General features: G+C 37.2%; 27 protein-coding genes. 23 read left to right on the top strand and 4 right to left on the bottom strand.

Annotated features, from left to right (window positions below):
* Nucleotides 1–25: 25 nt before the first annotated feature.
* The 3 genes from traA to M1F17_RS21100 form a co-directional block, all read right to left on the bottom strand.
* On the bottom strand, nucleotides 26–361 hold the full coding sequence (gene traA, locus M1F17_RS21110) for a TraA family conjugative transfer protein (RefSeq protein WP_233618435.1): 336 nt from the start codon (nucleotides 359–361) through the stop codon (nucleotides 26–28).
* Nucleotides 362–497: 136 nt separating this feature from the next.
* The gene (locus tag M1F17_RS21105; protein ID WP_159287642.1) at nucleotides 498–1,304 is read right to left on the bottom strand and encodes a DsbA family protein; all 807 of its coding nucleotides are present in this window, start codon (nucleotides 1,302–1,304) and stop codon (nucleotides 498–500) included.
* 16 nt (nucleotides 1,305–1,320) lie between these two features.
* Complete coding sequence (locus M1F17_RS21100) at nucleotides 1,321–1,962, bottom strand: hypothetical protein (RefSeq protein ID WP_159287641.1); 642 nt, start codon at nucleotides 1,960–1,962, stop codon at nucleotides 1,321–1,323.
* Nucleotides 1,963–1,992: 30 nt separating this feature from the next.
* Here M1F17_RS21100 and mobH point away from each other — a divergent pair, with 30 nt between their 5' ends.
* From mobH to M1F17_RS21010, 18 genes are all read left to right on the top strand, one after another.
* Nucleotides 1,993–4,494, top strand: coding sequence for a MobH family relaxase (gene mobH, locus M1F17_RS21095; protein WP_159287640.1), 2,502 nt, complete (start codon nucleotides 1,993–1,995; stop codon nucleotides 4,492–4,494).
* Nucleotides 4,491–6,404, top strand: coding sequence for a conjugative transfer system coupling protein TraD (gene traD, locus M1F17_RS21090; RefSeq protein ID WP_023159939.1), 1,914 nt, complete (start codon nucleotides 4,491–4,493; stop codon nucleotides 6,402–6,404). Before mobH ends, traD begins: the two co-directional genes overlap by 4 nt.
* A complete protein-coding gene (locus tag M1F17_RS21085) occupies nucleotides 6,405–6,755 on the top strand; it encodes a hypothetical protein (protein WP_099660708.1) in 351 nt (116 codons plus the stop codon). It abuts the gene before it with no gap.
* An 11-nt stretch (nucleotides 6,756–6,766) separates the two neighbouring features.
* On the top strand, nucleotides 6,767–7,426 hold the full coding sequence (locus M1F17_RS21080; protein WP_286452077.1) for a DUF4400 domain-containing protein: 660 nt from the start codon (nucleotides 6,767–6,769) through the stop codon (nucleotides 7,424–7,426).
* Between the two features lie 82 nt (nucleotides 7,427–7,508).
* Nucleotides 7,509–7,790: a hypothetical protein gene (locus M1F17_RS21075; protein WP_072070772.1), complete on the top strand. Its 282-nt coding sequence runs from the start codon at nucleotides 7,509–7,511 to the stop codon at nucleotides 7,788–7,790.
* Nucleotides 7,787–8,578 carry a DsbA family protein gene (locus tag M1F17_RS21070; protein WP_023159937.1) on the top strand — a complete coding sequence of 264 codons (792 nt, stop codon included), beginning with the start codon at nucleotides 7,787–7,789 and terminating at the stop codon, nucleotides 8,576–8,578. The genes M1F17_RS21075 and M1F17_RS21070 overlap by 4 nt, the downstream gene beginning before the upstream one ends.
* Nucleotides 8,579–8,599: 21 nt before the next feature.
* A complete protein-coding gene (gene traL, locus M1F17_RS21065) occupies nucleotides 8,600–8,884 on the top strand; it encodes a type IV conjugative transfer system protein TraL (protein WP_023159936.1) in 285 nt (94 codons plus the stop codon).
* Nucleotides 8,884–9,537 carry a TraE/TraK family type IV conjugative transfer system protein gene (locus tag M1F17_RS21060; RefSeq protein ID WP_159287639.1) on the top strand — a complete coding sequence of 218 codons (654 nt, stop codon included), beginning with the start codon at nucleotides 8,884–8,886 and terminating at the stop codon, nucleotides 9,535–9,537. Before traL ends, M1F17_RS21060 begins: the two co-directional genes overlap by 1 nt.
* Entirely contained in the window at nucleotides 9,530–10,531 is a 1,002-nt protein-coding gene (locus M1F17_RS21055) for a type-F conjugative transfer system secretin TraK (RefSeq protein WP_023159934.1), read from the top strand. Before M1F17_RS21060 ends, M1F17_RS21055 begins: the two co-directional genes overlap by 8 nt.
* A 3-nt stretch (nucleotides 10,532–10,534) precedes the next feature.
* A complete protein-coding gene (locus M1F17_RS21050) occupies nucleotides 10,535–11,827 on the top strand; it encodes a TraB/VirB10 family protein (RefSeq protein ID WP_172688775.1) in 1,293 nt (430 codons plus the stop codon).
* 16 nt (nucleotides 11,828–11,843) lie between these two features.
* Nucleotides 11,844–12,356: a type IV conjugative transfer system lipoprotein TraV gene (gene traV, locus M1F17_RS21045; RefSeq protein ID WP_023159932.1), complete on the top strand. Its 513-nt coding sequence runs from the start codon at nucleotides 11,844–11,846 to the stop codon at nucleotides 12,354–12,356.
* A gap of 130 nt (nucleotides 12,357–12,486) precedes the next feature.
* Nucleotides 12,487–13,251, top strand: coding sequence for a DsbC family protein (locus M1F17_RS21040; RefSeq protein ID WP_159287659.1), 765 nt, complete (start codon nucleotides 12,487–12,489; stop codon nucleotides 13,249–13,251).
* A complete protein-coding gene (gene traC / locus M1F17_RS21035) occupies nucleotides 13,251–15,737 on the top strand; it encodes a type IV secretion system protein TraC (RefSeq protein WP_159287638.1) in 2,487 nt (828 codons plus the stop codon). Before M1F17_RS21040 ends, traC begins: the two co-directional genes overlap by 1 nt.
* A complete protein-coding gene (locus M1F17_RS21030) occupies nucleotides 15,721–15,999 on the top strand; it encodes a hypothetical protein (RefSeq protein WP_141240700.1) in 279 nt (92 codons plus the stop codon). Before traC ends, M1F17_RS21030 begins: the two co-directional genes overlap by 17 nt.
* A 1-nt stretch (nucleotide 16,000) precedes the next feature.
* Complete coding sequence (gene lepB, locus M1F17_RS21025; RefSeq protein ID WP_159287637.1) at nucleotides 16,001–16,516, top strand: signal peptidase I; 516 nt, start codon at nucleotides 16,001–16,003, stop codon at nucleotides 16,514–16,516.
* Nucleotides 16,510–17,730: a TrbC family F-type conjugative pilus assembly protein gene (locus M1F17_RS21020; RefSeq protein WP_159287636.1), complete on the top strand. Its 1,221-nt coding sequence runs from the start codon at nucleotides 16,510–16,512 to the stop codon at nucleotides 17,728–17,730. Before lepB ends, M1F17_RS21020 begins: the two co-directional genes overlap by 7 nt.
* Nucleotides 17,730–18,785: a TraU family protein gene (locus tag M1F17_RS21015; protein ID WP_147675474.1), complete on the top strand. Its 1,056-nt coding sequence runs from the start codon at nucleotides 17,730–17,732 to the stop codon at nucleotides 18,783–18,785. Before M1F17_RS21020 ends, M1F17_RS21015 begins: the two co-directional genes overlap by 1 nt.
* 121 nt (nucleotides 18,786–18,906) lie before the next feature.
* Entirely contained in the window at nucleotides 18,907–20,244 is a 1,338-nt protein-coding gene (locus M1F17_RS21010; protein WP_159287635.1) for a hypothetical protein, read from the top strand.
* A gap of 53 nt (nucleotides 20,245–20,297) precedes the next feature.
* On the opposite strand, the gene M1F17_RS21005 is transcribed toward M1F17_RS21010, so the two are convergent.
* Nucleotides 20,298–20,864 (bottom strand): hypothetical protein, encoded by a 567-nt coding sequence (locus tag M1F17_RS21005; RefSeq protein ID WP_210782657.1) that lies wholly within the window; start codon nucleotides 20,862–20,864, stop codon nucleotides 20,298–20,300.
* 373 nt (nucleotides 20,865–21,237) lie between these two features.
* Here M1F17_RS21005 and M1F17_RS21000 point away from each other — a divergent pair, with 373 nt between their 5' ends.
* The 5 genes from M1F17_RS21000 (at nucleotide 21,238) to M1F17_RS20980 (ending at nucleotide 25,510) form a co-directional block, all read left to right on the top strand.
* Nucleotides 21,238–21,966, top strand: a complete 729-nt coding sequence (locus tag M1F17_RS21000) for a hypothetical protein (protein WP_159287633.1) — start codon at nucleotides 21,238–21,240, stop codon at nucleotides 21,964–21,966.
* Nucleotides 21,967–22,096: 130 nt separating this feature from the next.
* Nucleotides 22,097–22,594, top strand: a complete 498-nt coding sequence (locus M1F17_RS20995) for a hypothetical protein (protein ID WP_159287632.1) — start codon at nucleotides 22,097–22,099, stop codon at nucleotides 22,592–22,594.
* A 77-nt stretch (nucleotides 22,595–22,671) separates the two neighbouring features.
* Nucleotides 22,672–23,961 (top strand): recombinase RecT, encoded by a 1,290-nt coding sequence (locus M1F17_RS20990; protein ID WP_159287631.1) that lies wholly within the window; start codon nucleotides 22,672–22,674, stop codon nucleotides 23,959–23,961.
* Nucleotides 23,962–24,009: 48 nt separating this feature from the next.
* Nucleotides 24,010–25,104 (top strand): lambda-exonuclease family protein, encoded by a 1,095-nt coding sequence (locus tag M1F17_RS20985; RefSeq protein WP_159287630.1) that lies wholly within the window; start codon nucleotides 24,010–24,012, stop codon nucleotides 25,102–25,104.
* A gap of 37 nt (nucleotides 25,105–25,141) precedes the next feature.
* Entirely contained in the window at nucleotides 25,142–25,510 is a 369-nt protein-coding gene (locus M1F17_RS20980) for a hypothetical protein (RefSeq protein WP_072070766.1), read from the top strand.
* Nucleotides 25,511–25,544: the final 34 nt, after the last annotated feature.

The following is a 25,544-nucleotide window of genomic DNA, read 5'->3' as shown; positions in this document are numbered from 1 at the left end:
TTTTTCAAAAAATACAACCAAAGTATTATAAGACTGGCAGAACTGTTGTAACAGCTACTGAAGAAGTCATGATACCGTTGATGATGTCCGGAGCATAGTACAGACCAATTGCCGCACCAACAGCCACAGCAAAGGTCATTAACGACTGACGAACAACCGCCGCCGCAATACCAACAACGACAATCAGCCCCACTAACACACGACCTAATGAGCCCTGCATATATGCAGTGATTTGCATCCATACTTCTTTGAAACCGGATTGCTCGGTTCCTTTGCCATAGGCAAACATAACTGCCAGTGCCGCTACACATAACACTGCTAAAACCACGAAAAGCACTTTTTTGGTATCAATTTTCGGCATGGCACATGTTTTTACTAATTGCATATCTAACCCTTCTATATTTACAGTATTAAATTGACAGCAAACTACTATCAACGTGGATTTTACATTTACTAATTAATATTTATCTTTTATAAGGTTGGTAAAACGAATTGGTTTATTGTGATTTTTTCATCATGGCTTCGATGGTGTTTACAAACATATCCATAGGCACAGCACCTTCGATCACACGTTTTTCTCCAGTTTTGTTATCAACTATTACAGTTGTAGGAGTGCCTGAAACACCAAGAGCACGACTTTCTGCCTTGTCTTTATCTAAAATTAACTTAACAGAATCGGTTTTAAGGCATGTGTTATACGCAACAGGGTCTAACTCAAACATTCCGACCATATCTGCGGTAGCAAAATCAATTTCATGATTCCCCCACATTGATATGATCTTCCAGTGATTGTCAGTGTTTTGAGCGCCAGCGCAGAGCATTTTCACGGCATAATCCGTAGCATTCGGCTCGTGGAATGGCAGAGGGCTGTTTTTCCATTTCCAATTGACTAAGCCACCGTTCGCTTTATCAACTAATGTTTTAGGAGTAGACGCGAAACGTTGGCAATATGGACATTGGAAATCCATATATGTTACAAGTGAAAATCTTGCATTTTCATTGCCATAAGTTAGTGTGTTGGAATCAAGCTGGACCTGAGAAAGATTGAGATCTGGTTCTTCAGGTTGCGCTTCAGGCTGTTGCACCGGCTCAGTATTTTCGGACAGTGACAAAATTTTTCTTAAAGACTGGTTTACACCAGCACTTTCTGTTTTTGTAGCATTTTGAATAGTAATTGACGAAGCCAATAGTATATTAGTTTGCTTTAGCTCACTTGTGGTTAAATAGGTACTGGTTATTCCTACGCCAACTATTGTAGTTAAAAGTGCAATCACTGATTTTTGATACGTTGATAATTTATTCATAATGAAAAATACCTTTCTACTTTATTGCAGGTGATGGTTCGTTTTGGTTATCAATATAGATTTTCATTCGATAGTTTTTGAGAGAGTCAGGCTCTCCATTTTGTAAAATAACTAATTCTTCATTAGTTAATTTATACTCTGGATCAGAACAGTATTTTTCTTTGATACGAATATATTCATTCCGAGATTTTTTATTCTCAGGCGTTTCCTTCAGAAAATAATTTCGTGAATTTTCACCACAGAACGATGGTAATTCAGGTTTGGTATAAACGTTCGATGAACTACTGCGAGCTAAACTACTTATTAACAGGTCTGTATGAAAGCTACGGTCCACAGGAATATGTTTTTTACCTTGGTCGTAGATCTCGTATGGTGATGCAATTACGTGCCTGTAACCTTGCTGTCGCAATGATGCGCCACCTCTATTCGTATCTTTCCAATTTTCGCGATATGTATAGTCAGCAGGATAAGTAGCCGTTACTGCTTTTCGAGCAATTTGCTTATCAATTACGTCATTCGCTGTACTGCCATAACCCGATTCAATGCTAATCGTGGATGTTTTTACATAATTTCCACACCCAAATATGGGCTTATCTGCGCTACTACAACCTGATAAGGATGTTGCAAGCAGACAACAAAATATAAATGACTTTTTCATCTAAGTTCCTCACTGAAGATCGTGGTGAGTATGAACTATTTAGGTGCAGTTTTTCCCGATATAACAATGCAAAACGGTTCTAATTATGAAATTGCAAATTTAAAAACAGGTAACATTGTTGCATCAAATAATCTTAAAAATTTAGAGAAGCAGGTTCACCGAATGTTTATAAACTGGTTAAAATCCATACTGAAATCAGGGAAAGATCCCTTCTCAGTAGATGTGTCAACATCGCCAGATATGCAGGAATCACAGCATTCCATACTTCAAAAAGGTGAGATTGAAATTCCGGATGATATTAAATCTCAAATAGAAACATTCAAAATGCCGATTGGATATCCGCCAAAAATTGAAGGATATCCTGCAAGAATCAGCGGAAAACAATTGCTGATTAAAACCCAAGCGGAAATGATCACAAAAATCAAAAGAGAAATGCAAATCGGTGAGCTATTTGATGAATTGGTCATGCCACTACTATGTAATACTGCTGATTTTATACACTTACTACCGGCTTCTGAAGCACATCACCACAGAGCTCAAGGAGGGCTTTTACGTCACAGTTTAGAAGTCTGTTACATCGCAGTTAAGCACACAAAGACCACGGACTTTGATAGCAATGAAACCCCTGAAGAACGGTCTGCTAACGCTTTGAAATGGCGTCTTGCAGTGGCTGTAACTGCATTACTGCACGACATTGGTAAACCAGTGTCTGACTATGAAATTTGGGATCAGACTGGTGTATATCAGTGGAAACCTAGTGGAAAAAACCTGTTTCATTGGGCTGTTGAACACGACATAGAAAGGTATTTTTTACAGTGGAACAAGAAAAGACATAATAATCATAGAATTATAGCACCTTCGCTTATTGATAAAATTGTTCCTGCGAAAGTGATAGAACTACTTCAACAAAATAGTAAAAACCTATATTTCAAAGTCATAGAGGCAATTTCTAACAGCGATAACATGGAACAGGCGGATAAAAAAGCAATCAATGGCAATCAGTTGTTTAATATTCTGTTACTCGCAGACCGAGCCTCTGTTGCAAATGACCTCAAATTGACATCAGGTGATGCGATACGCGCTGCCGGTTCTGGTGTATCAACAATTCAGCGTCTGGTTGATACTATGCGCCAATTTATATCATCAGGTCGTTGGACCCCAAACGTTCCTCCAAGTCCGATTTGGTCAACGCCAGATGGGGTCTACATTATTTGGGCTAGTGCCGCTGAAGAATTATGCAAAGAGATAAAAAACCTTGGAATTTTTATCCCACAATCAGCAGATAGTTTAGGTGAGATACTATTAGCTCATGATGTAATCATTGAAGCGCCAAGAGGTTCACTCTATTGGAAGATTGCCCCAAAAAAGTTACTCAAATCTCCGTCGTTTATAAAAGATCCAGACACGTTCTTTTACTGCGTGAAACTAGCTTCAGACGAATTACTATTTGGCGAGAATATAAAACCAACACATGCATCTGTTTATGTCAAAAACGAAACGAGTTGGGTTAGTTTTGAACCAAAAACAGGAACTAATGTAGAAATCACAGGCGAAAAAACTGAACCTACTATCGAAAACAAAGATAATAAGCATCAACCGATTGATATCGTAGATAAAATAATAAATGATACATATCCAGAATCTGATAATGTAACTAGCATAATGGAAACACTTGAAGAACTAGCCATTATCGAGCCGGTATGCAATGAACAAGCCGTTGAAGTACCTGAAGTTCAGGTTATAGCAGCATGTGATCTCATGATACAGGGTGGTAGTACACTGCCAGTAGGCAATCCTGCTCCTGAGATAACCCATAAACACAACATAGGGTTAAAAGAACGGATTATTGCCATGAGTAAACCGTCAGTAGCACTACCAATGAAATCACTGACTGATATACCAGTAGCTACTCAATTATCTGAGCAGAAATCATTGTTTGCAGACGTGAAACTTGATGACACAGACTCCGTAGAGATTACAACTCAAAAGGGGATGCATAGCGATATCTATATTACAGCCGATCTGCATATCCGAGAGGCTTTTGAAATATATCTATTAGGGCTTTCAAAAGAGCAGTTAATTAGTAACATAAATCAAAATCACTTACTGGTTGATGATAAACTCGAAATACCCTCGGCATGGAAAGCCAGAAGCCCTCAAGCATCGCGTTCTAAAGATGATGAAGCGCTGGTGCTTTTAAGATCAAATTTCTATCTTGTTTTGAAAAAAGAATTACTCATTGATGTATTTATCATCACTGGATTTTCTGAAATTGAACAAATGTTAAATCCAGTCATTCCTGACTTAGCAACTTCATTAATTGAAGATGTCATATTTTCTATTCACAATGAAAACGACATTTCAGAAAACCAATTTAAAACGATTCAATATATAGAGTTGAGTCGGACAGAACTTATTGAAATATCTGCTAAGTTGGGGGTGTCTCAAACGACATTCAAACAAATCATGGCTGTTAGGTTTGAAAGCTACAACAGCCATTTTGGACTTCAATTTATGCGAGAAAAACAATGAGTGATTGGAAACATTTAATGCCATTTCGTACTAACTACGAGATGTATGAAGTTTGTGGTTGGGGAACCGGTGTATTAGCTACGGTCGGTGTTGGTACATATCTATCAATGCCTCTAACTGCTACGCTATCTGCTGCTGCGATACAAAGCATTTTCGCTATGAAATCATTACCAAATGCAATTAAAATTGCAGTCTTGCATAAAAACCTAAAAACCAGACCGGCTCCTACGTTTACTTCAGCCTATGATGTTGTCAAAGAAATGATGAACAATCGCGACACGACATTGATAGGTAAAGGCTTTACATGGCGGCATGAGCATGGACAACGGGCATATGAAATTTTAAAAAGTGGTGTTGCTGACAGGTTTTTACCTAATGATCATGAAAGCATGGGGCACGGTTGGATTCATAAATTAGGGAATTCAAATGAGTGGATCAGCGTACCTGACGACTTAATGACGCTACATACGTCATTAACTGGTACTACGGGTTCCGGTAAAACGACTCTTTACAAATTACTTATTCTGCAAGCTGCTTTAAAACGGCAACCTCTTATTCTAATTGACCCTAAAAATGATGAGGAACTTGCTGATTATATGTACAAGTGCATGAAACTAATGGAACGAGAAGATGATTTTTATTATCTTTCCATTGCACACTTGGATAAATCCAACCGGATTTCACCAATATCAAATTATTCCAACTCAACTGAAGTAGCCAGCCGTATTATTTCCGTTATCCAGAAGGCTGATAACACAACTGATCCATTTATTTCATTTGCGACAATGACGTTGACAACTATTGTGCAGTTGATGAATTTCGCAAACGTAAAGCCTACTCTTGTAAATATAAAAGCACAGCTTGGTACTAATTTGGGTAATTTTGCTGAATTACTTGTTAAAGCAATCGACAAATTAGGATATGAGCTATTTCCTGATGTATACGACTCACTTCTTGATCGTAGACTAGAACATCAATCAATGACTAGAACGACAGGAACTATCGAGAACCATGCCGGAATAAGAATCACTATCTATCTGAATGATATTGCAAAAATTAAGGAATATACATTCATTAAAAGTGGAATTGACCTATTTCAGCATAATCGTGAACATTTCCAAAAGATGATATTAACGGCACTACCTGTATTAAGCATGTTAACTAGTGATGGGTTAGATGAAGTATTGTCACCGTCCAGTGAGAATATTGATGATGAAAGAGTCATTACTAATATGAAAGATATCATCAATACAAACGGGATGATGTATTTAGGGCTTAATTCTCTTGCTGATGGTGATAAAGGAAACGCTGTTGGCTCAATATTTCTAAGCGATATCACTGCTGTTGCGGCTGATATTTATAACTATGCAAAACCGCGCGGTGAAAAGAAACGCGATACAAATATTCTTATTGATGAAGCTGCTGAAGTTATCAACGATCAGGTTATTCGGCTTCAAAATAAAGGGAGAGGGGCAGGGTTTAAGTTATTCATTGCCTCACAGTCTACCACTGACTACGTTGCTACCCTTGGCTCTGAAGCGAAAAAAGAACAAGTTAGTATAAATGCGAACCATAACATTGCATTACGGACTATCAATATTCAAGGTCAAAAAGATTTAATAGAAAGAATACCAACTACAAATTTCAAGTACATCCAAAGAGGGCATGGTACGAGTTCGGGGGAAGATCCAGAAAAAATCACCGGAAGTATTGGTGAGCGATTGATGGAGGTTGAGAGTGAGTTATTTCCTCCACAACTATTAGGAAACCTCCCAAATCTAGAGTTTTGCGCTATTTTAAAAGCGGGGAATATATGTAAAGGTCAAATTCCAATTGTACAATTACCAACCAGCGAAAAAGAAGTATTAAAGTTAAAGATGCTAATCAAAGAATTTAATAAGGCACGTTAAATGGATAATATTGTCCCAGAGTATGAGTTTAGATCCAATGCAAGCGACATATATTTTGGTCGTTTTCTTCTCCAGTGGAATATTTGTAGCCGTCAGATCATATTGATGCTTCTATCTATGAAGGACACTGAATTTGAAACCATTTTCTGTGACTACTTCAACGAACAAATTGAGAAATATTATCAAAGAAAAAAAACTGATTTGAAGATTTCAGATTGGGACAATCTAGCAATAGTCATTTCAAAATCCATAATTTTTCTTTCAAAGTTAAATAACACTTCGCCTTTAGATGAATATCACAAGTATAAATTCCCTGAAAGGTTAGATAATAGCGTTATTTCCAGTTTCTAAAGAGGTTATTAATGTCAGCCGATACACAATCTAACGGTAGCTCAATTAAAAAACTGTTACTTACGGTAACAGTTTTACTCATTATCATGTCATTGTTTATCCCTGCTGAATGGTATAAATCAAACATGGTTAGCGAGTTAAAAATGGGCGAATTGATTACTGGTAAAAGTGGTTTTCATAGCCAGATTCTCCCATTTGCCAATGAGTTATATAATGACTTTTTTGTTCAAACCGGTATCAACTTTGCGTTAACAAATTACTATGCACCATTGCCAGTGTCAGCTGATCCGCTGGAGCAAACGTTTAACAATATAAGTGGGATTTTCTATCCATTTTTCATTAACTTAGCGAAAATGATAAATTACCATAACTATATGATTGTATATCGTATGGCTCTTTTATCATTTTGGTTGCCGTTCTTTTGTATCATTTTAGTACCCTCACTCATTGCCGGTGTTTGCAGATGGAAGCGGAAGCAATACGACTTCTCATATGTATCACCCTTTTTAAACAGACGTAGTATGAAGCTCATAGGGTTGACTGTTTTCTTGGTTGCAGTATCAATTTTGATACCACTGCCCGTACCACCAGTTATAAATGCAGTCATGACATTATTTGTTATACCGACTTCCATTATTTTAATGATCAGTAATCTCCCTAAGCAAATCTAAAAACAATCATCATTGTTTTAATACCCTTCTGCCAAAAAAAACCCCGATAGATTGGTACATTATGCCTCTGTCGGGGGGTCCTATGCTTAATAAATCCAGTCATTTAATTACGTCAGTTTTAGCGAGTATTTTTGTTTTCAATATCATTACGTTGGCTGTCAATTTTCATTTGTCTAACACGCTTAGAACATTTAATAGCGATATTTCAAAAGTCACATTGAGCTCTGTCTATCTTGAAGATGAAAGCGAACTTGTATTGAAGTTATTTGAGCTCACTAAAGATGAACTCGAAGCGACTAATCAAATGCCACAAAGGAAAATGATTTCTCGTAGCGATTTAATAGAACTTGGTCAGAAGAAATGAAAAAAATAACTTTTACACACGTCAGTGTTGTTGCTCTTGCAGCATTAACTGCTTTTACGGGTACGAAAACATACTTTTTAAATGCTGATATGAATGAAATTCAGATAGCAGTTGACAGTATTGAAATACCTAAAATAGCCAATGATGATGATTTGGCGAACTTTTTTAGCACGTATATCGCTGCAACTGGTTATAAACCAACAACTCTAAAAACACCTGAACAAATCTCAGAGAGCAATAAAAGTACACTCGAACAACCGTCACCAACGAATGATCGCGTTTACGGGAACATAAATGCACCATTTTTATTGATTCACTATTCTGATTTTGAGTGTCCGTATTGCGGTCAGGAGTTTCCTGAATTACTCGATTTCGTTGATTCATCCGGCGGTAACGTAGCTCTTGTGTTCAAACACACACTTGGTCATGGTCAACGCTCGCTGTATCTATCAACGTTGACAGAGTGTGCATATGCGCAAAAGGGTAATTATGGTTTTTTTGAAGTTGCGAAATTCATTTTCGATTCTCAACGAAGTGGCGGATTTAGCACGCCTATTGCTCAATTAGCAAGTAGTTATAGTCTCGATGAGACAGTGTTTCAGAGCTGCGTAAACAGCAATAGCAGCAACGCGAAAATTTTATTCGATACACAAGAAGCCATTGGTCTTAACTTTGACCGAACTCCAAGCACTATCGTTTCATATCAAGAAAAAGCGGTTCCGTTACAAGGCGCAGTTCCATTAAACGAAATCAAAGCAGTAATGGGACAGTTAACACAAGTCAATTAGTTGATATATAAGGTATTTAAAATGAGTAAGGTAGTAAATATATCTCACAGTGTTGATGATCCACCTAAGCTATTTTTCTGGACCGTTGACGAGCTATTTCCATTCATGGTCATGATCGGTATTGGAGTTTTTACTGGAAAATTATTAACCATGATCGCGGTTGGCGTTGTTCTTAGCAAGATATATGGACGTTTTCTTGATAAAGCATCTGATAAATATTTAGCCCATTTGGTCTACTGGCGATTTGGCATCGGTGACAACAAAATTACATTTATTCCTGATTCATTTGACAGAGAATTCTACTGATGAAATTTTTCAAAATGACAAAAACAGTTTCCAGATTACAGGAAACATCAAAAGTCCTATCACTATCTAATTTATGCACTGGCTTCATTGCGATTGGGTTACTGTTCCTTCTGTACGGAAAGAATGAAAAGATCATTATTGTTCCGCCTAACTTACAAACAACTGGCTGGATTGATGAAAATGAAGGTTCTACGGCATATATGCAATCGTGGGCGAGTTATATCGCAACGTTACTTGGCAACACTAATCCCTCATCAGTAAATTTCGTTAAATCCTCATTAGCGCCGTTTCTTTCTCCCAATAGCTACCAACGGATCATGCTAAGTATTGATGATGCAATCAGTCAGATAAATCGTGACCGTGTATCACTGTCATTTACACCAACTCGCATTTCAACAGACCCGAAAGCGAAGGGCGTCTACTTTGTCGAGGGTTCACAAGAAGTTAAAAGTGTGACAGGGAGAACTACGACTAAGACAGTTCATTACATTGTCACAGTTTATATTCGTGGCTATAAGCCCGTTATCGAAGATATTCAATTAAAGAATGGGGATGCATATTTGCCGACTTATGAGCAGGAAGCAAACGGCGGTGTGTTACCAGATGATTCACAGTCTAAAGAAATTATCGAAGGAAGTAGAATAAATGATTAATTATCAGGCGAAGTTCAATTGTAAGGTTTTGCTTCTTTCACTAGCTTTGAGCTCATTCGCTTCAGCGAAAACCATTTCTGTCTATGGTCAGGATCAACAACCTTCAGGCGGTGCTGAGAATCAATCCAGCTCGATTAAAGAGATTGCTTCAGACGACCTAAATATTCAACCGGTGCCATCGTCTGTCATTTCATCAAAAGCTAAAACTAATTCCCGTATGACATACACAATTCGTTCAGGTGAAAACACGTTAATTCCAGTCTCGTTAGGACAACCTAACAGAATTGTTACACCGTTTTCAGAACCGGTTGTTCAAACGATAAAAAAGAATGAAATAAAAATAAGACAGGAGGGTAATGTAATTTACTTTACTGCATTCAAAGATAACCCTGTTGCTATGTACATCACGAATAAAGGTGATGAAAGTAAAGCAATCTCATTATCCCTTCACCCACAAAAAAGACCACCTGTTGAAGCAACCCTTCTTTTAGAAAAAGATGATGGAAACATGGCTGTATATAACAGCGGTAAGTATTACACCCCCACAGCCTCGGGTAATAAGGACGTGGCGGATAAATGGGAAAAAAGTGACTCATACACTCGTACCATTACTAAATTACTCAGGAGTGTTGCATTAGGTGATGTACCCGCTGGCTATGAAATTATGGGGATCAATAATGCTGGCATTTCTATACCTAATTGCGCGTTCAGAACAAATAGCCCACAAGATAATATCAAATACACCTTCAGCGAAGGGCAGTATCTGTCCGGCAGTAATTTCGGCGTAATAATTGGTGTAGCGAAAAACGTTGGTAACACAACTGTCACTGTTGATGAGTCACTGTGTACGCACCCAAGATTAGCGGCAAGAGCACTTTGGAGTAATAACACGTTAGAACCACAGCAATCTACTGAGGCTTATTTTGTAATTCGTAAATCTAATACGGCAGAGGAAACACGTTCTGAAAATTCTCGCCCTCGTTTAGCGGAGTAATGCATGTCTATCAAAGACCAATACGAAAACCTGAGCCCCAAAAAGAAAAAAATAGTCTTATGGGGTGGGGGAGGATTATTACTGGTAACTGCTTTGTATTTTTTAACCAGTGAACCTGATTATCCAACTGCTGTATCGGCTGTGAATAATAAACCAGTGACAAATTTACTCACTAATGCTGACACGCAGGGCGTTAGCCAAGAATCAATCGCCGCTGATTTGCGACGAATTGATGACAGAATTGATAGCCTGTTATCAGTACAAGAATCGTATAAAAAGGAAGTTACACAACTGTATGCTCAACAAAAAATATTAGAGAATCAAAAAAATGATCTTGCTACTGAGCTAAAAGAACAGCTTGATAAGCAAGTAAAAGAGAAGATGAACACACCGGATTATACGAATAGTTTCTCCAATACCGGCAGATCATCAAATCAGGTGGGAGGTGGTCGTAATCTGAATGATGTTTATGAAAATGATATACCGTACAGTCCGAACACAACACAGGAAGCAAATACGTCCGGATCAGATGAAGAATACCCTGAGCTGACGACCTATGATGGTACAAATAATCACGACTCAGAATCCAAAGCGAATAATACATTATCAAAATCCGAAACGGATGCAAATGTGAGCCCTGAGCTGGAAGGAACGTACTTACCGGCTGGCTCTATTATTTCCACAGTTGCTTTGTCAGGGATGGATGCACCCACAGCAAAAGCGGCAAGAGAACACCCTTATCCAATGTTAGTGCGAGTGAAAAGAGAAGCCATTTTACCTAATAACTACACTGCGGATATTCGTGATTGTGCAATTATTAGCAGTGGCTATGGCGAGCTATCATCAGAACGTGCCTACTTACGCAGTAACACGATCTCCTGCATCAGAGAAGATGGGGCAGTTATTGAAGCAACCTTTGATTCGTATGCCGTCGGAGAGGATGGGAAAATCGGTATTCGTGGGCGCTTAGTAACAAAACAGGGGCAATATCTTGCGAAAGCGCTTATTGCAGGATTTCTTCAAGCTGGCTCGGAAATGTTCAGTGTTCAGCAAATTCCGTCTATCACGTTAACACAGGACGGAATAGGACCAACACAGTCACCTTATCAACAAATTAACAGCAATAAGGTACAAGGTGCAGCAATGAAAGGCGTAGGCAGCGCACTCAATCGGTTAGCTGACTTTTACATGGATATGGCACAAGACCTGTTCCCTGTAATTGAAATTGACCCTGCCAGATCAATAGATTTTGTTGTCACAAAAGGCGTTCAACTTCAATTCAGACAAACTAATTAAAATACGGACTTACTCTATGAAATTTTTACTATTGCCACTGATGGTTTTAACTACCCTTTCATTAACCGCCTGTTCATCTCTTATGGTCGGTGAAACAGAGTTTGGCTGTAAAGGTATGCCTAATTCAGTAACGTGTATGAGTGTTCGTGACGTACACAAATTGACTGATGGTGAAAACTATCAAGAAAAAATTGATACTGTTTCTCAAATGCAGCTCAACGGAGAAGTAGTAAGCAAAAGCGATATGGATAACATACTCAAATCAGAAAATAGTAAATGGGTTGGTACGGAGTCTGGACAATATGTGCCTGTGCCAAAACCTGCGGCAAACCCACAACCCATTAGAAGCGAGTCGATGGTAATGCGTGTTTTAATCGACCCATACGAAAACACAGATGGAGATCTTATCATCACAGGGTATGTCTACACGGAGATATCGCCTCGTAAATGGGAAGTCGGTGTTTCTCGTCCAGATCGCAAGCACAATGCGGTTCTCAAACCACTACAAACACCAGATAACCGAAAATAGCTAGTGGTCAGCAACAATTTTAAAAAGGACTTTTTAAGTCCTTTTTTTATTACCAGACAAGAAAAGAAATTTTTCAGATGTGAAAAAATCACAATCCACAGATAAATACGCAGATGGTGCAGGATTCAAAATGAAAAATAAGATACACCTTAGTTTAATCTCATTAGCTTTAGCATTCACAACCGCACACGCTCATGCGAACTATGCTGATATCGAAAAAACAAATACTCAGACTGTTTTCAATCAAGAAGCATTAAAAGCACATCCCACAAAAACGCCTGATATTCCCAAATTTCTATTACCAAGCAATGGGATAATTGCGCTAAATAACAATGGTAGTTTACAGCTTCTTACCTCGAATGGGCGCTTTGTTATCAAGGGAACTTTATATGATACATGGGCGAAAAAAGATTTAACCTCGTTTGAAGAAATTCAAAAGTACGGCTCAATTATTCCTGTAAAGAACCTCAATATTAAAATGGATGATTTGCAGTCTGCAACGTGGGGAAAAGGTCCAAAGCAGACCATTATTTTCACTGACCCGTTCTGCGTTCAGTGCCATGAAACTTTACAACAACTAAATTATCTTGACCCTGAGAAATACACTGTTCATGTACTTTCCGTAGGCGTTTTAAACAGTAATAGCCAGCAACGCAATTTTGAATTGTATTGTGCAAAAGACAGATACAGAGCTGACAGGGCAATCATTACTGGGAATAACAGTGTTCGTTTCGAGCAAATTGAAAACTGTGACCGTGAGGCTTTGATGAAAAGGGAAATTACCGCACAAGTTTTTGGTGTGAGCATGATTCCATTCATTATTCGTGACGATGGTACTTACAACGTTGGTAAACCAGTTGAAGGGTTAAAGTCATTTTTGGAGAGTGGTAAATAATGGCAACAGCTTCTATCTTAAAAAAAATGCAAACCTTTAAGCGTTTTTCATCTTTATGTCCAGTTTTAGCTATTCATGACGATGAAAACATTTTTATTTGTGAAAATAACTATATTGGTTTTGGATTTAAATGTATTCCCTTGTCTGGTACAACCGGAAAAGAGCTCTCTCAATTAAAAACACTTTTATCTGGGTATTTCCCAAATAGTACCGTTATTCAGATATCTTTATTTGCCTCTCCAAATATCAGCCACATTGCAAATAGATCTGATTTCTTACGCATGAATTGTCAGAATCAGGTTATGAAAACGACGAGCTTAAAACGCTCACGTTTTCTGTTGGCTCACACATCGAAAGCGTTTAACGGCACAAATACAAAGGCTCGTAACTGTGAATTATACTTTACAGTTAAAGTGCCTATTAAAAATGATCTTTCTCCTTCTCTGAATGAATTAAACACTGTTAGAGAGATGCAGGGTAACTTTGAAACCACACTTAGAATGACGGGTTTCGCACCTCAGCAACTAACAAGAGAAATATATCTTACCGCTATCACTTCAATGATAAATCAAGGCAGTAATGCGACATGGCGCGACAGAATGCCGATTGAAGTTGATGAAGACAAAATGATTTCGGAACAGCTACTAGAACTGGATAGTTTGTTTTTCGTTCGCTCTAATTATGTCGGTTTTGGCAATCCGGAAGATGAGAGTAGTAAGGCAGAGACAAACACTACTTTTGCAAGAACAATTTCAGCTAAAAAGTTACCTCGTAGATTTCAAGAAGGTTCTGCTCAGTATTTTTTAGGCGATTTGATGAACGGTGCAACTGGTATTAAAAACCCTTGCATTATCACAATGACACTGGTTTATCCGGACCAGCAGAATGCTAAAAGTACATTTACATCAAAACGTACAGTTGCTACGCGCAACGCTGATGGACCATCTTCCAGATGGGTTCCATCAATGAAAACTACGAGTGCGGGATTTGATGTGTTGGCACAGAAAATTGATGATGGACAGCCAATTTATAAAGCTGCTTTTACTGTTTCAATTTTTGCCAACTCTGTGCAACAACTTAATCAATCAGTACAAGAGGCAACCAGTTACCTCAACAATCTATCTTTCAAAATGATTCCCGATGTCAATTTTGTTGCACCGATATTTTTAGGAACGCTGCCATTATTTTATGAAGCAAATGCTGACAAAGTTTTAGGTCGTTCTAAAACTCTTGCGGTAGAGGAAGCTCTCGTTCTTTCTCCACTTTACTCTGATTGGCAAGGTACTGGTAATCCGGTTCTAACTCTTACATCACGAAATGGTCAGGTCCAGACAATGGACTTTTTCCAAAGCGATACAAACTACAACGTTTGTATTGCTGCATCATCCGGCTCAGGTAAATCATTCTTAACTAACTATATTATCTCTGCATACCGCTCACTAGGCGCGAAGGTATGGGTAATTGACGCTGGCGACTCATATAAAAAATTGTGTCAGATGTTTGATGGTTCGTATGTAGATTTCCATCCATCGACTAAACCATGTCTTAATTTCTTTGAAATTATAGAGGATTATTTTGGAGAGGATGAAGATGCTGAAGAAGGAACCGGTGAAGAAGATTTAGTTATTGGTTTGCTGTCAGTCATGGCTGCACCACAAGACGGGTTGGGGGATTTTGAAACATCGCGTTTGAAAAATCATGTTGCCAAATTAGTCAGGATACACGGTAAAGAAACAACTATCGACATGGTAGCAGACTCCTGCAAAAGCGATCCTGATCAGCGCATTAAAGATATTGGTGAGCAGTTATATCCTTTCACAAAAGAAGGTCAATACGGCAAATATTTTACTGGTAAAAACAACATCTCTTTTGATAATCCGTTTACTGTACTTGAGTTGGGTCGTATTGAAAAATCCGAACACCTGAAACAAATCATTTTGATGCAATTAATTTATCAGATTCAACAAGATATGTATCTTGGTGATCGTGATCAAATGAAAATTGTGATCATAGATGAAGCATGGGCGTTACTGACAGGGAACATCGGTGCATTTATTGAGAAAGGCTACCGCCGGTTCCGTAAGTATTACGGCAGTGCTATTACGATTACCCAATCTATCAATGATATGTATAAGGACCGTGTCGGTCTTGCTATCACTGATAATTCCGCATTTCTTGCCATGCTTGGACAAACCGAATCTGCGGTGAATAAAGCACGAAGGGAAGAACGTTTGCCGCTCGACGAAGCCGGTTACGAATTTTTGAAAACAGTTAAAAGCCAAACGGGGATCTATTCTGAAGTCTACTTTATGAGTGCTATGGGTGGCGGAATTTGCCGGTTCCTCGTTGATAAGTTTTCTTACATGCTTTACACAACAAGAGCTTCTGAAGTACAGGCGATTGAGGATCGTCTGAAACAGGGACAAGACGTCATTGATGCAATCGATCAATATTTAATAGAACAAGGGTATGGAAACGATGATTAAAACCGTTTTATTACCGATCTTGTTCGGGTTTATTGGTGCGGGTATTTACTCGCACTTAAAGCCACCAAAACCGCTAGTGGCACAAATTGCTGTGATAAATATGAGCAATCCGGACGGGAGTATCAAGTCGCCCCAAGAACGCGCTGTAATACAGCATAGAGCTGATATTTTGAAAGATAAGGGATTCATCATTTTCAATCAATCAGCGCTTCATACGGCTCCTGACGGCGTATACATCAGTGGAAAGCTAAAAGATAACTGATATGCACCTGAAGAATTTTTATAAAAGAATTTCAAGGAAAAAACGAGGTTGGGGGCGGCAATCTCTTTATATGTTGGTTATTGTCGTCACTGTCGCACCTGCCAGCCATTACGTACTTAATCGCTTTTCAATTGGGATTGATCCACAAAACTACCCCTGCCTCCCTGAACACAGAATTTATCTAATTGATAAAATGGATAAAGATATTCAGAAAGGGAAAATATTTGCTTTTCGGTCTGAATACATCAGTAGCATTGCGATCAAATTTATAGACGGTGTAGCTGGTGACAAGGTTAGGGTCAATCCTGAAGAAACCACGGTCAATGATCTGATGGTGGGTGAAGGACTTCTATTAGCAAGAGAATCTGGTCATACAGAGCAGGAATTACAACGTGAAGGGATAATTCCTGCTGGTCACATCTGGCTAATGGGTCGAACCAAGGTCAGTTTTGACTCACGGTATTGGGGCGTACTCCCCATAGAAAATGTGATCGGGAGAGCATATCCGATATGGTAAAAAAGAAAGTTACATTATTGATTTCTCTATTAACACTGTCCATTACATCCAGTGCAAATAGTAAATTAAATATGGTTACTCCATATACAGAATCCATTCCTACTGTCGAACGAGCTACTGATGCAGACATGGCAGATTTGGAAAAACTGAAAGCAGTGGCAGTGGCACAAGCTGAAGCTCACAGAGAAACAACGCGCCAGCTTATCGCAGATAAAAACGTCATGGCAAATCAGGCTATTAACAAGCTAACGACTGATGAAGCTCAGATACTGAAGGAGATGATCAAAAGTCAGAATGAAAGTGGAAATTTCAACCAACAGCAAAAAGGTAATGTATTTTACATATTGATTTCGGCAAGTCTTAAAGATACTGAAGTAATTGATATTATGCGGTCAGTATCAGGTCGTAATGATGTAATCCTAGTTGTTCAGGGAGTTAGAAATAAAGATTCACTGGTCGATGAAATAAATCACTGGCATAAATTAATTCGCGATACAAAGTCAGAAGTGAATTTCACAATAGATCCGAACATTTTTATTAAATATGGTGTGCGAACAATTCCGACTATCATTCATGAAAATGATGGAGAATTTGTATCTCTGGTACATGGAATTTCCAATGTTAATTATCTCGATAACAAAACAGGGAATATGGGTGTGCAAGGACCAGTTATTGAGGTAATTGAACGTAATATGCTGGATTTAATTGAAGAAGGTATTAAAAATCTAGATTTCGAGAAAATGAAAAAGGATGCCTATAACCGATACTGGAAGAATAAAGATATATACAAATTCCCTGAAGCTCTAAAAGATAGCACCCACTATGTAGACCCAAGCGTTGTGATACCACAGGATATATTATCTCCAGATGGACGCATAATTGCCAAAAAAGGGCGAGTAAACCCTATGGACGTTATCCCATTTAACTTGAAGTTAATTTTCTTCAATCCTGCTTCAGAATGGCAACGTATATTTGCACAACAGCAATATCAAAATGCCAAAGATGAAAATTTAATTCCTACATTGATTGCAACTGACGTATATGGGGATGGTTGGGAAACATTTTCAGATAGCAATTTGTATGGTGATAATGCCACTTTATATTTTATACAGGAAGGTATGAAAGAACGTTTTGGGATTCGTAATGTTCCAAGCATTGTAACCGGTCATGGTAAGCAATTTATTGTTAATGAATATGCAGAAAGGAATTACTGATGAATAAAGTAAAATTGCTATTATCGTCTGCACTCCTGTTAACTTCATTGAGCTATGCAGAAAGTGTACAAAATAATAACACTGGTTCATTTACATGCAAAGATAATGAATTCTTAACAAAGGGTAAAATGTTTACTGATGTTTGCTGGAGTTGCATTTTCCCGATAAAAATATCCGGAGCTAACATTGGACCTAGCGGTGATATGCCAGATGATGCCGCTAAGGGCGTATTCTGCGCCTGTCCTGACGGATTAGGGGTTTATCACGCTGGGTTGTTAACCGGTGTGTGGGAACCTCGTAAAATCATGGAAGTTACGCGAGTTCCTGGTTGCTTCTCTACGATGGGCGGTTTGAAAATCAATGTAGGAAATAAATATAGTTACGGCACTCAGGTGTCAGATACCGGTCATGAGATAGATACGAACTCTGGTATTAGTTTCTATCACTATCACTATTACTCTGCACCACTGCTACGTATATTGGATCTGTGGTTGCCGAAAGGATGCCAACCAGATGCATACAGTGACTTTGATATAATCAGCTTTTCAGAGATTGATCCAACATGGCATAGCGCCACACTAGCCTTTTTCCAACATCCTGAATCTGTTGCGGTCGCAAATATAATTGCCCATCAAGCATGTACGATGGAATCCGTTGCTATTACTGGTGGAGGAAAGCCTATGAATAAGCTGTGGTGGTGCGCTGGATCATGGGGGGGGCAATATCCATTAACCGGTTCTACATCATCGAGAGACACGCCACGGACAACCAGCCTAACAGCCGCAAAATCATTGTCACTGGAACATCGCAGAGGGCTTGCACGTCTAACCGTAGGGCGAGAAGTGGCATGTAAACCTCGTGTTTATCCAACAATCCCCAAACAGCAGTATAAATTCAATATGGTCTATCCAACACCAGAAACCAAGAGCTCTCACGTTCTAGGTGAAACTCCGTACAAATGGCAAGGGGGCTCATTCAGATACCCTACGGGCTCAGGGCAAGAAAGTACGTATATGATTTTTCAATGGATGGACTGTTGCCGTATCATATTGTAATTAAGGTTATTCCCCCATGCACATGGGGGTTTGAGCGTACAAACTCGACACTAATAGTATGATGTGTGATAAACGATGATAAAATACAATCAATACCATTGATGTTTCGTTCGGAGTTATCATGTCATTTGAACTATCTTACCAGTACTTACGCTCAATAAAACACCTACTTTGTGATAGCAATAAAACAAAGCACTATCATGGCAAATGCCCTTTTTGCAAATCCATTATCGAAATTGCAGAGGTTTTCACATCACAAACCAAAGTTATGAATAATTTTATAGTTCCAGAATTAAATGAAAAAGGCATAATGATCGGTAAATGTCACAATTATAATTGTCGTTACTACTTTAAATTAGAGGTTTTTAATCCCGACCTATCATGTTTCAATTCTGGTGCAACAAAAAAAGACAATTACATATATGTTGACAACGAAACTAAAAAAATAGATGAATATGAATTTGTTAAATCAATGGAAGAAATTATAGATACTAACAACATATTTAAAAATAGAAATGATAACTATAATTTTGATAATCACCCATTATATATTTGTAACACTTGCGAGAGGAATTTAGAACCTATCGCGTATAGTGATTTGGAAATAAAATGGCATACGATATCAAAAAAATATTATAATTATATTAATTGGTCACTTGGTAAGGGAGGTTGCTCCCCAAAAAACATTGTTATTAACTTCCCAATAAATTGCCCTTGTGGTGACCAACATATTGCTAAATTTGTAAGTAGTTATCATGAAAACCCATATTTTGATAATCATGAATTTTCATTATTAGATATATATGGTTCTAAACCGTTAACAGAACATGTTTTTGCAGTTCATTCAAAAACTACAGTAATGAACTGGCTTTACAAATTAATTGCAAGATGGAATTTTTTATTCGATAAGATATATCTCATTTCTCCTTTTGTAAGTTATCAATTTGCTAAAAAAGACCAAAGGGTTGATACGTGGCTTGAAATAATAAATAGAACAGACCCATTAAAGACCTTAATATCCACTAAGGGTAAAGAGGTTAATAGCTTCAAAAATGCATATTCAGAAATCAATGAAATAAGCTATAAAGAATTAGTAAGCTATGGATTAGGTTCAAACTTAGTAGAATCCGTAAAGAAAAATAACAAATTTCATGCGAAAGTTTATTGCGGAATAAGTAATGGTGTTTGTGAAGTATTAAGTGGCTCTGTAAATCTAACAGAAGGTCCAACACCAGAAGTAATTAACTTCAATAGAATTTTTGATTCTAAAAAAGCATATGATATGTTTTTAAAACCACTGGGTATTGATGATATATCAAACGAGTTAAACACATTAAATACGAGGGATTACTCTTTATTTTTTGATGAAAAAAGAGATTTTTCTCCAATAGAATTTTATAAAGAAGATTATATCGATTATGTTATTAATAACATTATTCCTAAACCATTAGTTATATAAAATAAAAGATGATCATTAATCTGATCATCTTTTATAATTTAACTGAAAGTCAATTATTCATTTTCAATTTTTATATCTGATACTGACTTATCATCTGAGGTAACTTTCCGTGTGGAGTGCTCAGTTTCCAACCGCTTCATTGTTGCACCATGACGTATGATTGTACTAAACACCCCACGCATACGTTTGTCAGCAGTGTTTTGAGTTTCAAGGATCTCAGCCAATGGTACTAAAGAATAATGTCGGCAAACATCGAGATACTTAACTACAAGATCAAGAGTCTCTAAGCCAGTACACATTCTGGTTGCCAGATAAGTACGATTTTCAATCGTCATAGAGCGCGGTGTGGAATAGCTCAATAACTCATATTTAGTACCGCGTTCAGTCTCTACTTCAGATATGAGTTGTGCCAATGTCAGTTTAAAATTTTCTAAGTCTGAAAAATTGCTGTCAACTGCCTGACTCAGTGATTTTACGATAGCAGATGCACGATCACGCATAATTTTGTCTCGATGCATAAGACAGCGTTCAAGGCGCTGTTCCAACAAATAGGCGGCTTGGCTTGCTACAAAGAACCGTTGATGATAGGCATCAATCGCAATAGTGGTATCTAAATGCATTTGGTATTCAGACGACGGTACAGAAGTTACTTTTTTCCGTCTTGTTTTTCGTGTAGTTACTGAATCGAAAACTTCTTTATCCTGACTCATGTTTTCTCCAAAACCGGTTTCAAAGACCTTCATTATACGTACCAATAAAAAAGAACTTTTCATGATAGCAATAAAAGTTGTAATCAAAAAAGGGACTTGCATTCTTATTATTTTTGAAACAGAATGGTTCTGTTACAAGTGTCTGATTGACACTACATCTAGCTATGTTAACTCATAGTTCAATTCAGAGAGATCTCAATAATCCCTCTCTCCCCCGAAGTAGTTTTTACTACTAACGGTTTTAAACTCTCCAATAATACCCAAGTTTACGAAGGTAAATTATATGTTAATCATATCAATACTAGTGATTGGTGTGCTTGTTCACGCCTGCCTGAACTATAAATTCACGGTTGCATACGCTTCAATAATGTTTGCGCTTGTGTTTTTGTGGGATGGATCACTACCAAACGTAGAAAGTTTTAGCACTAAAAATCTGGTTTCGATTGCTATCAGTACAACTATCTTCATGATTATGTATCTAAATAAACGCAATAGAGATCAGCTTAATAGACGAAAGGCACATTTTCGCAATGCCGATGATGTGAACCTATATCCAAACGCTGAAGTTCCAACTTCACACGAGTTAATGATTGCACACGATTGTGAGCAAAAAGACGACTCAAGCAATAATTATCCGGAAATTTGCGCCTTAAATAGCGATAGATTGCATAGAAATGAAGTACAGCTTTCATCTTCTAACGACTGTCGAAAGGGCTCTCACAAAGAATACCACGGTATTTTACGTGATTTCGGAGTAGCGCACTACCAGTTCAAACCTCAAAACAGACGGTCCTATTACGTTCGTATTGATGAAGATATCATTTGGGGTTTAGGTCTGGCAGATGCAATTGCTAACTCAACGGTGCAGAAAGGTGATTTCATCACACTCAAAAAAGAGCGTGAAGAAGTTGTTGAATATGCCCGTATAATTGATGAGTCAGGAAACCGACTCGGTAGTGAGAAACTGGCAGCTCCCAAACGGAGATCTTTCTGGTTAATCACAACTGTTTAGCATCACGCTTAACAGTCAAGGCTTTTCTACGCCCTAATAAAATATAATCAATCATTGAATATACTTTATTCAAAAACTCTGAGCTCATAGTTTTAATTATGTGTCTCTTATTTAATAAATAGGTGAAAATATGTGTGAATTATCATTCTCAGGTAAAATAAATATTATTCGCTCGACTCAAGTAAAAGACAAAATAGTTTATGATGTCATGCTTGAAGATCAAAGTGCTTACTTTCATATAGTTTGTAAGGACCTCAAACTTGCAGAGATATTATCAAATGCTAAAAGCAATGATACGATATTTGCAAAGGGTGAAGTTAAATTAAAAGAATCTGTAATTAACAATATTGTTAAAGAAAGATTCTATATTCTTCCATTTATATTATCAATCAATGGCGTTAATACTTACCAAACAAAATCAGAGATTGAAATAGATGAGGAAGCAAGACAACAGCGCGTTAGAAGTTTAGAACGCATCAGAGAGTTAACGGATATATTAAACTTTAATAAATCCAGAAATTCGCTTGATGAATCAAATAAAAAATTGGAAGAAAATAAATATGATAATAATCAGCTTTTGTTAAAAAGCCAATTATTAAATTCATTAGATAGTAAAAAATCTATTTGAACTAATATTCATCAATTCCAATTCAAACAATAGCCGCTATATGCGGTTTTTTTGTTTCTTAAATAGGTATCTTATATATGTCATCATCGAATATAGTTCAAGGTAGCAAAGCTGTTTCTAACATAATCGCAAGTTTAAAACCGAAATTTACTGAGAACTCTCTTAGTGAAACATCGTATTTTAATGAAGCAATTTTTGCTAAGAATCAGATTGATAACAACAAAAAACTAATGGCGATTGCTATTAATAATCCCGCTAGTTTTAAAACTGCTTTTTTACAGCTTGCAACAACGTCACTAACGTTAGACCCTGCTCAAAAATTAGCATACTTAGTACCCAGAGATGAGCGTGTTATTCTTGATGTCTCGTATTTGGGTTTAATTAAAATGGCTATTGAAGCTCAAATGTGCAAAAACTTAATTATAGATTTAGTTTTTGAAAAAGATAAATTTGAGTTCAATGGCAGACGGACACCACCAACACATCACTATGACCCTTTTGCTGATGTTGGAAATATTCTTATAGACCAATTCGACAAAGGCTCAATCGGTGAAAGAGGTAATTTCAGGGGGGTGTATGTTGACTACCTTCTGCATGACGATACTCACTTGATTTACTTCATAACCAGACGTGATATTGCAAGCGCCCGTTTAAAATCTGCAAGTTGGCTGTATAGTCCTGATAAATCTCCGTGGTCGTTGTTTACTACACAGATGATCAGAAAAACTGCTATCAAATCCAGTATACACTTACTTCCTAACGCTAATCAGGCAATCATGCGAACAATTGATTATCTGAATACAGATGGGGGTGAGGGTTTTACTCAAAATCGTCCTGTTTCGCTCGAAACAACTACTTATGAAGCTGTACACGCATTTACCGACCAAGACTCAGCAGTAGTAACAGACTCGCCTAAAAACGTGTCTGAGGCTATTGTAGTTGATGTCATTCGTAATGGAGTGAAACGGCGGATTGACAAGCTGGTTGAACGGTGCAGCAAGACCAATGCATTTGAAAGTATGCTTGATGAAATCTCAAATAACTTTGAGTTTAATCCTGCTGAAATTGAATATGCAAAGGAGGAATTAATAGCAGAAAGAAAGAATGTATTTAATAAAATACTAACTAATGCAATCCAGAATAATAATTTTGAAGATGTTGATAATTTCATTTCAACTGTTTCAGGTTCAGATCAAGTGGCATTTATAAAAACACTTGAGCAAGTTAAATCTGATTTAGCTTGTTGCCGACAGTTATTCTCTGATTGCAAAAAACAAAGCGATATGACACCACTTATAAATAAGTTGTCTATTATCGAATTTAAACCGTTATCTGATTATATTTTGCTTACTATTGAGCGGAATTAATAGATATCAACCGGACCCGTAGTTTATCTACGGGTTTTGGATATTAATATGAATAATTTCGATATATATGATCTCATTCAAGGCTCTGATAAATGGTTAAGCTGGAGAAAAACGGGTGTAACAGCTACGTGTACCCCCACACTAAATCCCGAGGTTAAAAATGAGTTCAGCAATACTCCTTACAGCTTATATTTAGAATGGATCGGTGCTATTCCTCCAAAGGATTTGTCATGTATACGGCAAGTTGAAGTAGGGAAGCTATCCGAACAGTTCGCCCGACACTGGTTTGAGAATCAGTATGGGGAAATCAGTAGTCCATGTTGCGTGCGTAGTAGGAAATATCCGCACATGATAGCCTCACTTGATGGACTTATTGATAATAATGATGTTGTAGAGTTCAAAAATATATCCCCAAAAAATCACCGTATGTTATTAGAGGAAAAAGCAAAATCTTCAGTTTTCAACTATTACAAATGGCAGGTTTATCATCAAATGGTAGTTACTGGCAGCACATACGGGTACTTGGTATTCTGGTCTGCTAAAGAAACACCTATTGTCTTTAAATTAAAAATTAATGACAAAATAATAAATAAGGTTGTTACCATCACCAAAAGATTCTGGAATTGCGTTAATAACAAAACGCCTCCTGAATTTGATGTAAATAAGGATATAATTTATTTAAATAGTGATGATGTACTAAAAGAACGTAATATTAATCCTGATAATTTAATATCACGAACCAAAAAGTTAGTTGAATTACAATCTGCATTTCAATTAGCACAAAAACAATTGAATGAAGCTAAAGAAAAAGTAGCATCATTTGATGAACAGATAAGAAATGAAATAAAGGTTTTATCATCTGTATTAAAGTTACAACCTAATGCTCCCTTGAGGCTTGAAGGCTTTGGAATTCGATATTTAGAATCTCAAAGCGCTCCACGATTTTCTTGGAAGAAACTAAGAGAGAAATTGGGTATCAATGAAGAAGATCATCCTGATTGTTATGGTGAGTCGTCAATTAGAACATCAATAACAAGTTATGAATATCATTCTTCCAATTCAATATCATCCTCTGATAATTATCAAGATAACGATAATAATCAGAAAGGTGATTCAATAATAGATATATATAAATATTTATAATAACCCTGAGTTTTAATTCAGGTTTTAAGGATTATCAATGAATAATATCATTAATATGACAACTTATGCTGCATCCGAGGATCAAAAAAACTTTGGCGTTATTGATTTAACTCAAGATGAAAATGAAAAACTTCGTATGCTATTACGTGTTACAAACACCGAAAGAAAAGATTTATTAAACCAAGCAAATAGCATTGCTTTATTTGCTGAATTCTTGAGTGTTAAGTACAAAACAAATAAATGTTTGATTGGTGGAAAATCTTTTCTCATTCCTTTTATTACTAAAAGCATGAGAGATTTAGACATTGAAACTTACATGACCAACGTAAAACAAGTAACAACATTTGTGAATGGCGAGGTTTTAAAACGTCAACGTCATTGCGGTGTTATTAATTGTTCAATTTAACAAACTTAAACCTCAAATTAATTTGAATGTTTAT

This window comes from Providencia sp. PROV073, assembly GCF_033688125.1.
Lineage (GTDB): Bacteria > Pseudomonadota > Gammaproteobacteria > Enterobacterales > Enterobacteriaceae > Providencia > Providencia hangzhouensis.
The sequence above is the reverse complement of the archived record's forward strand: the minus strand, read 5'-3'. Positions and strand labels throughout refer to the sequence as shown.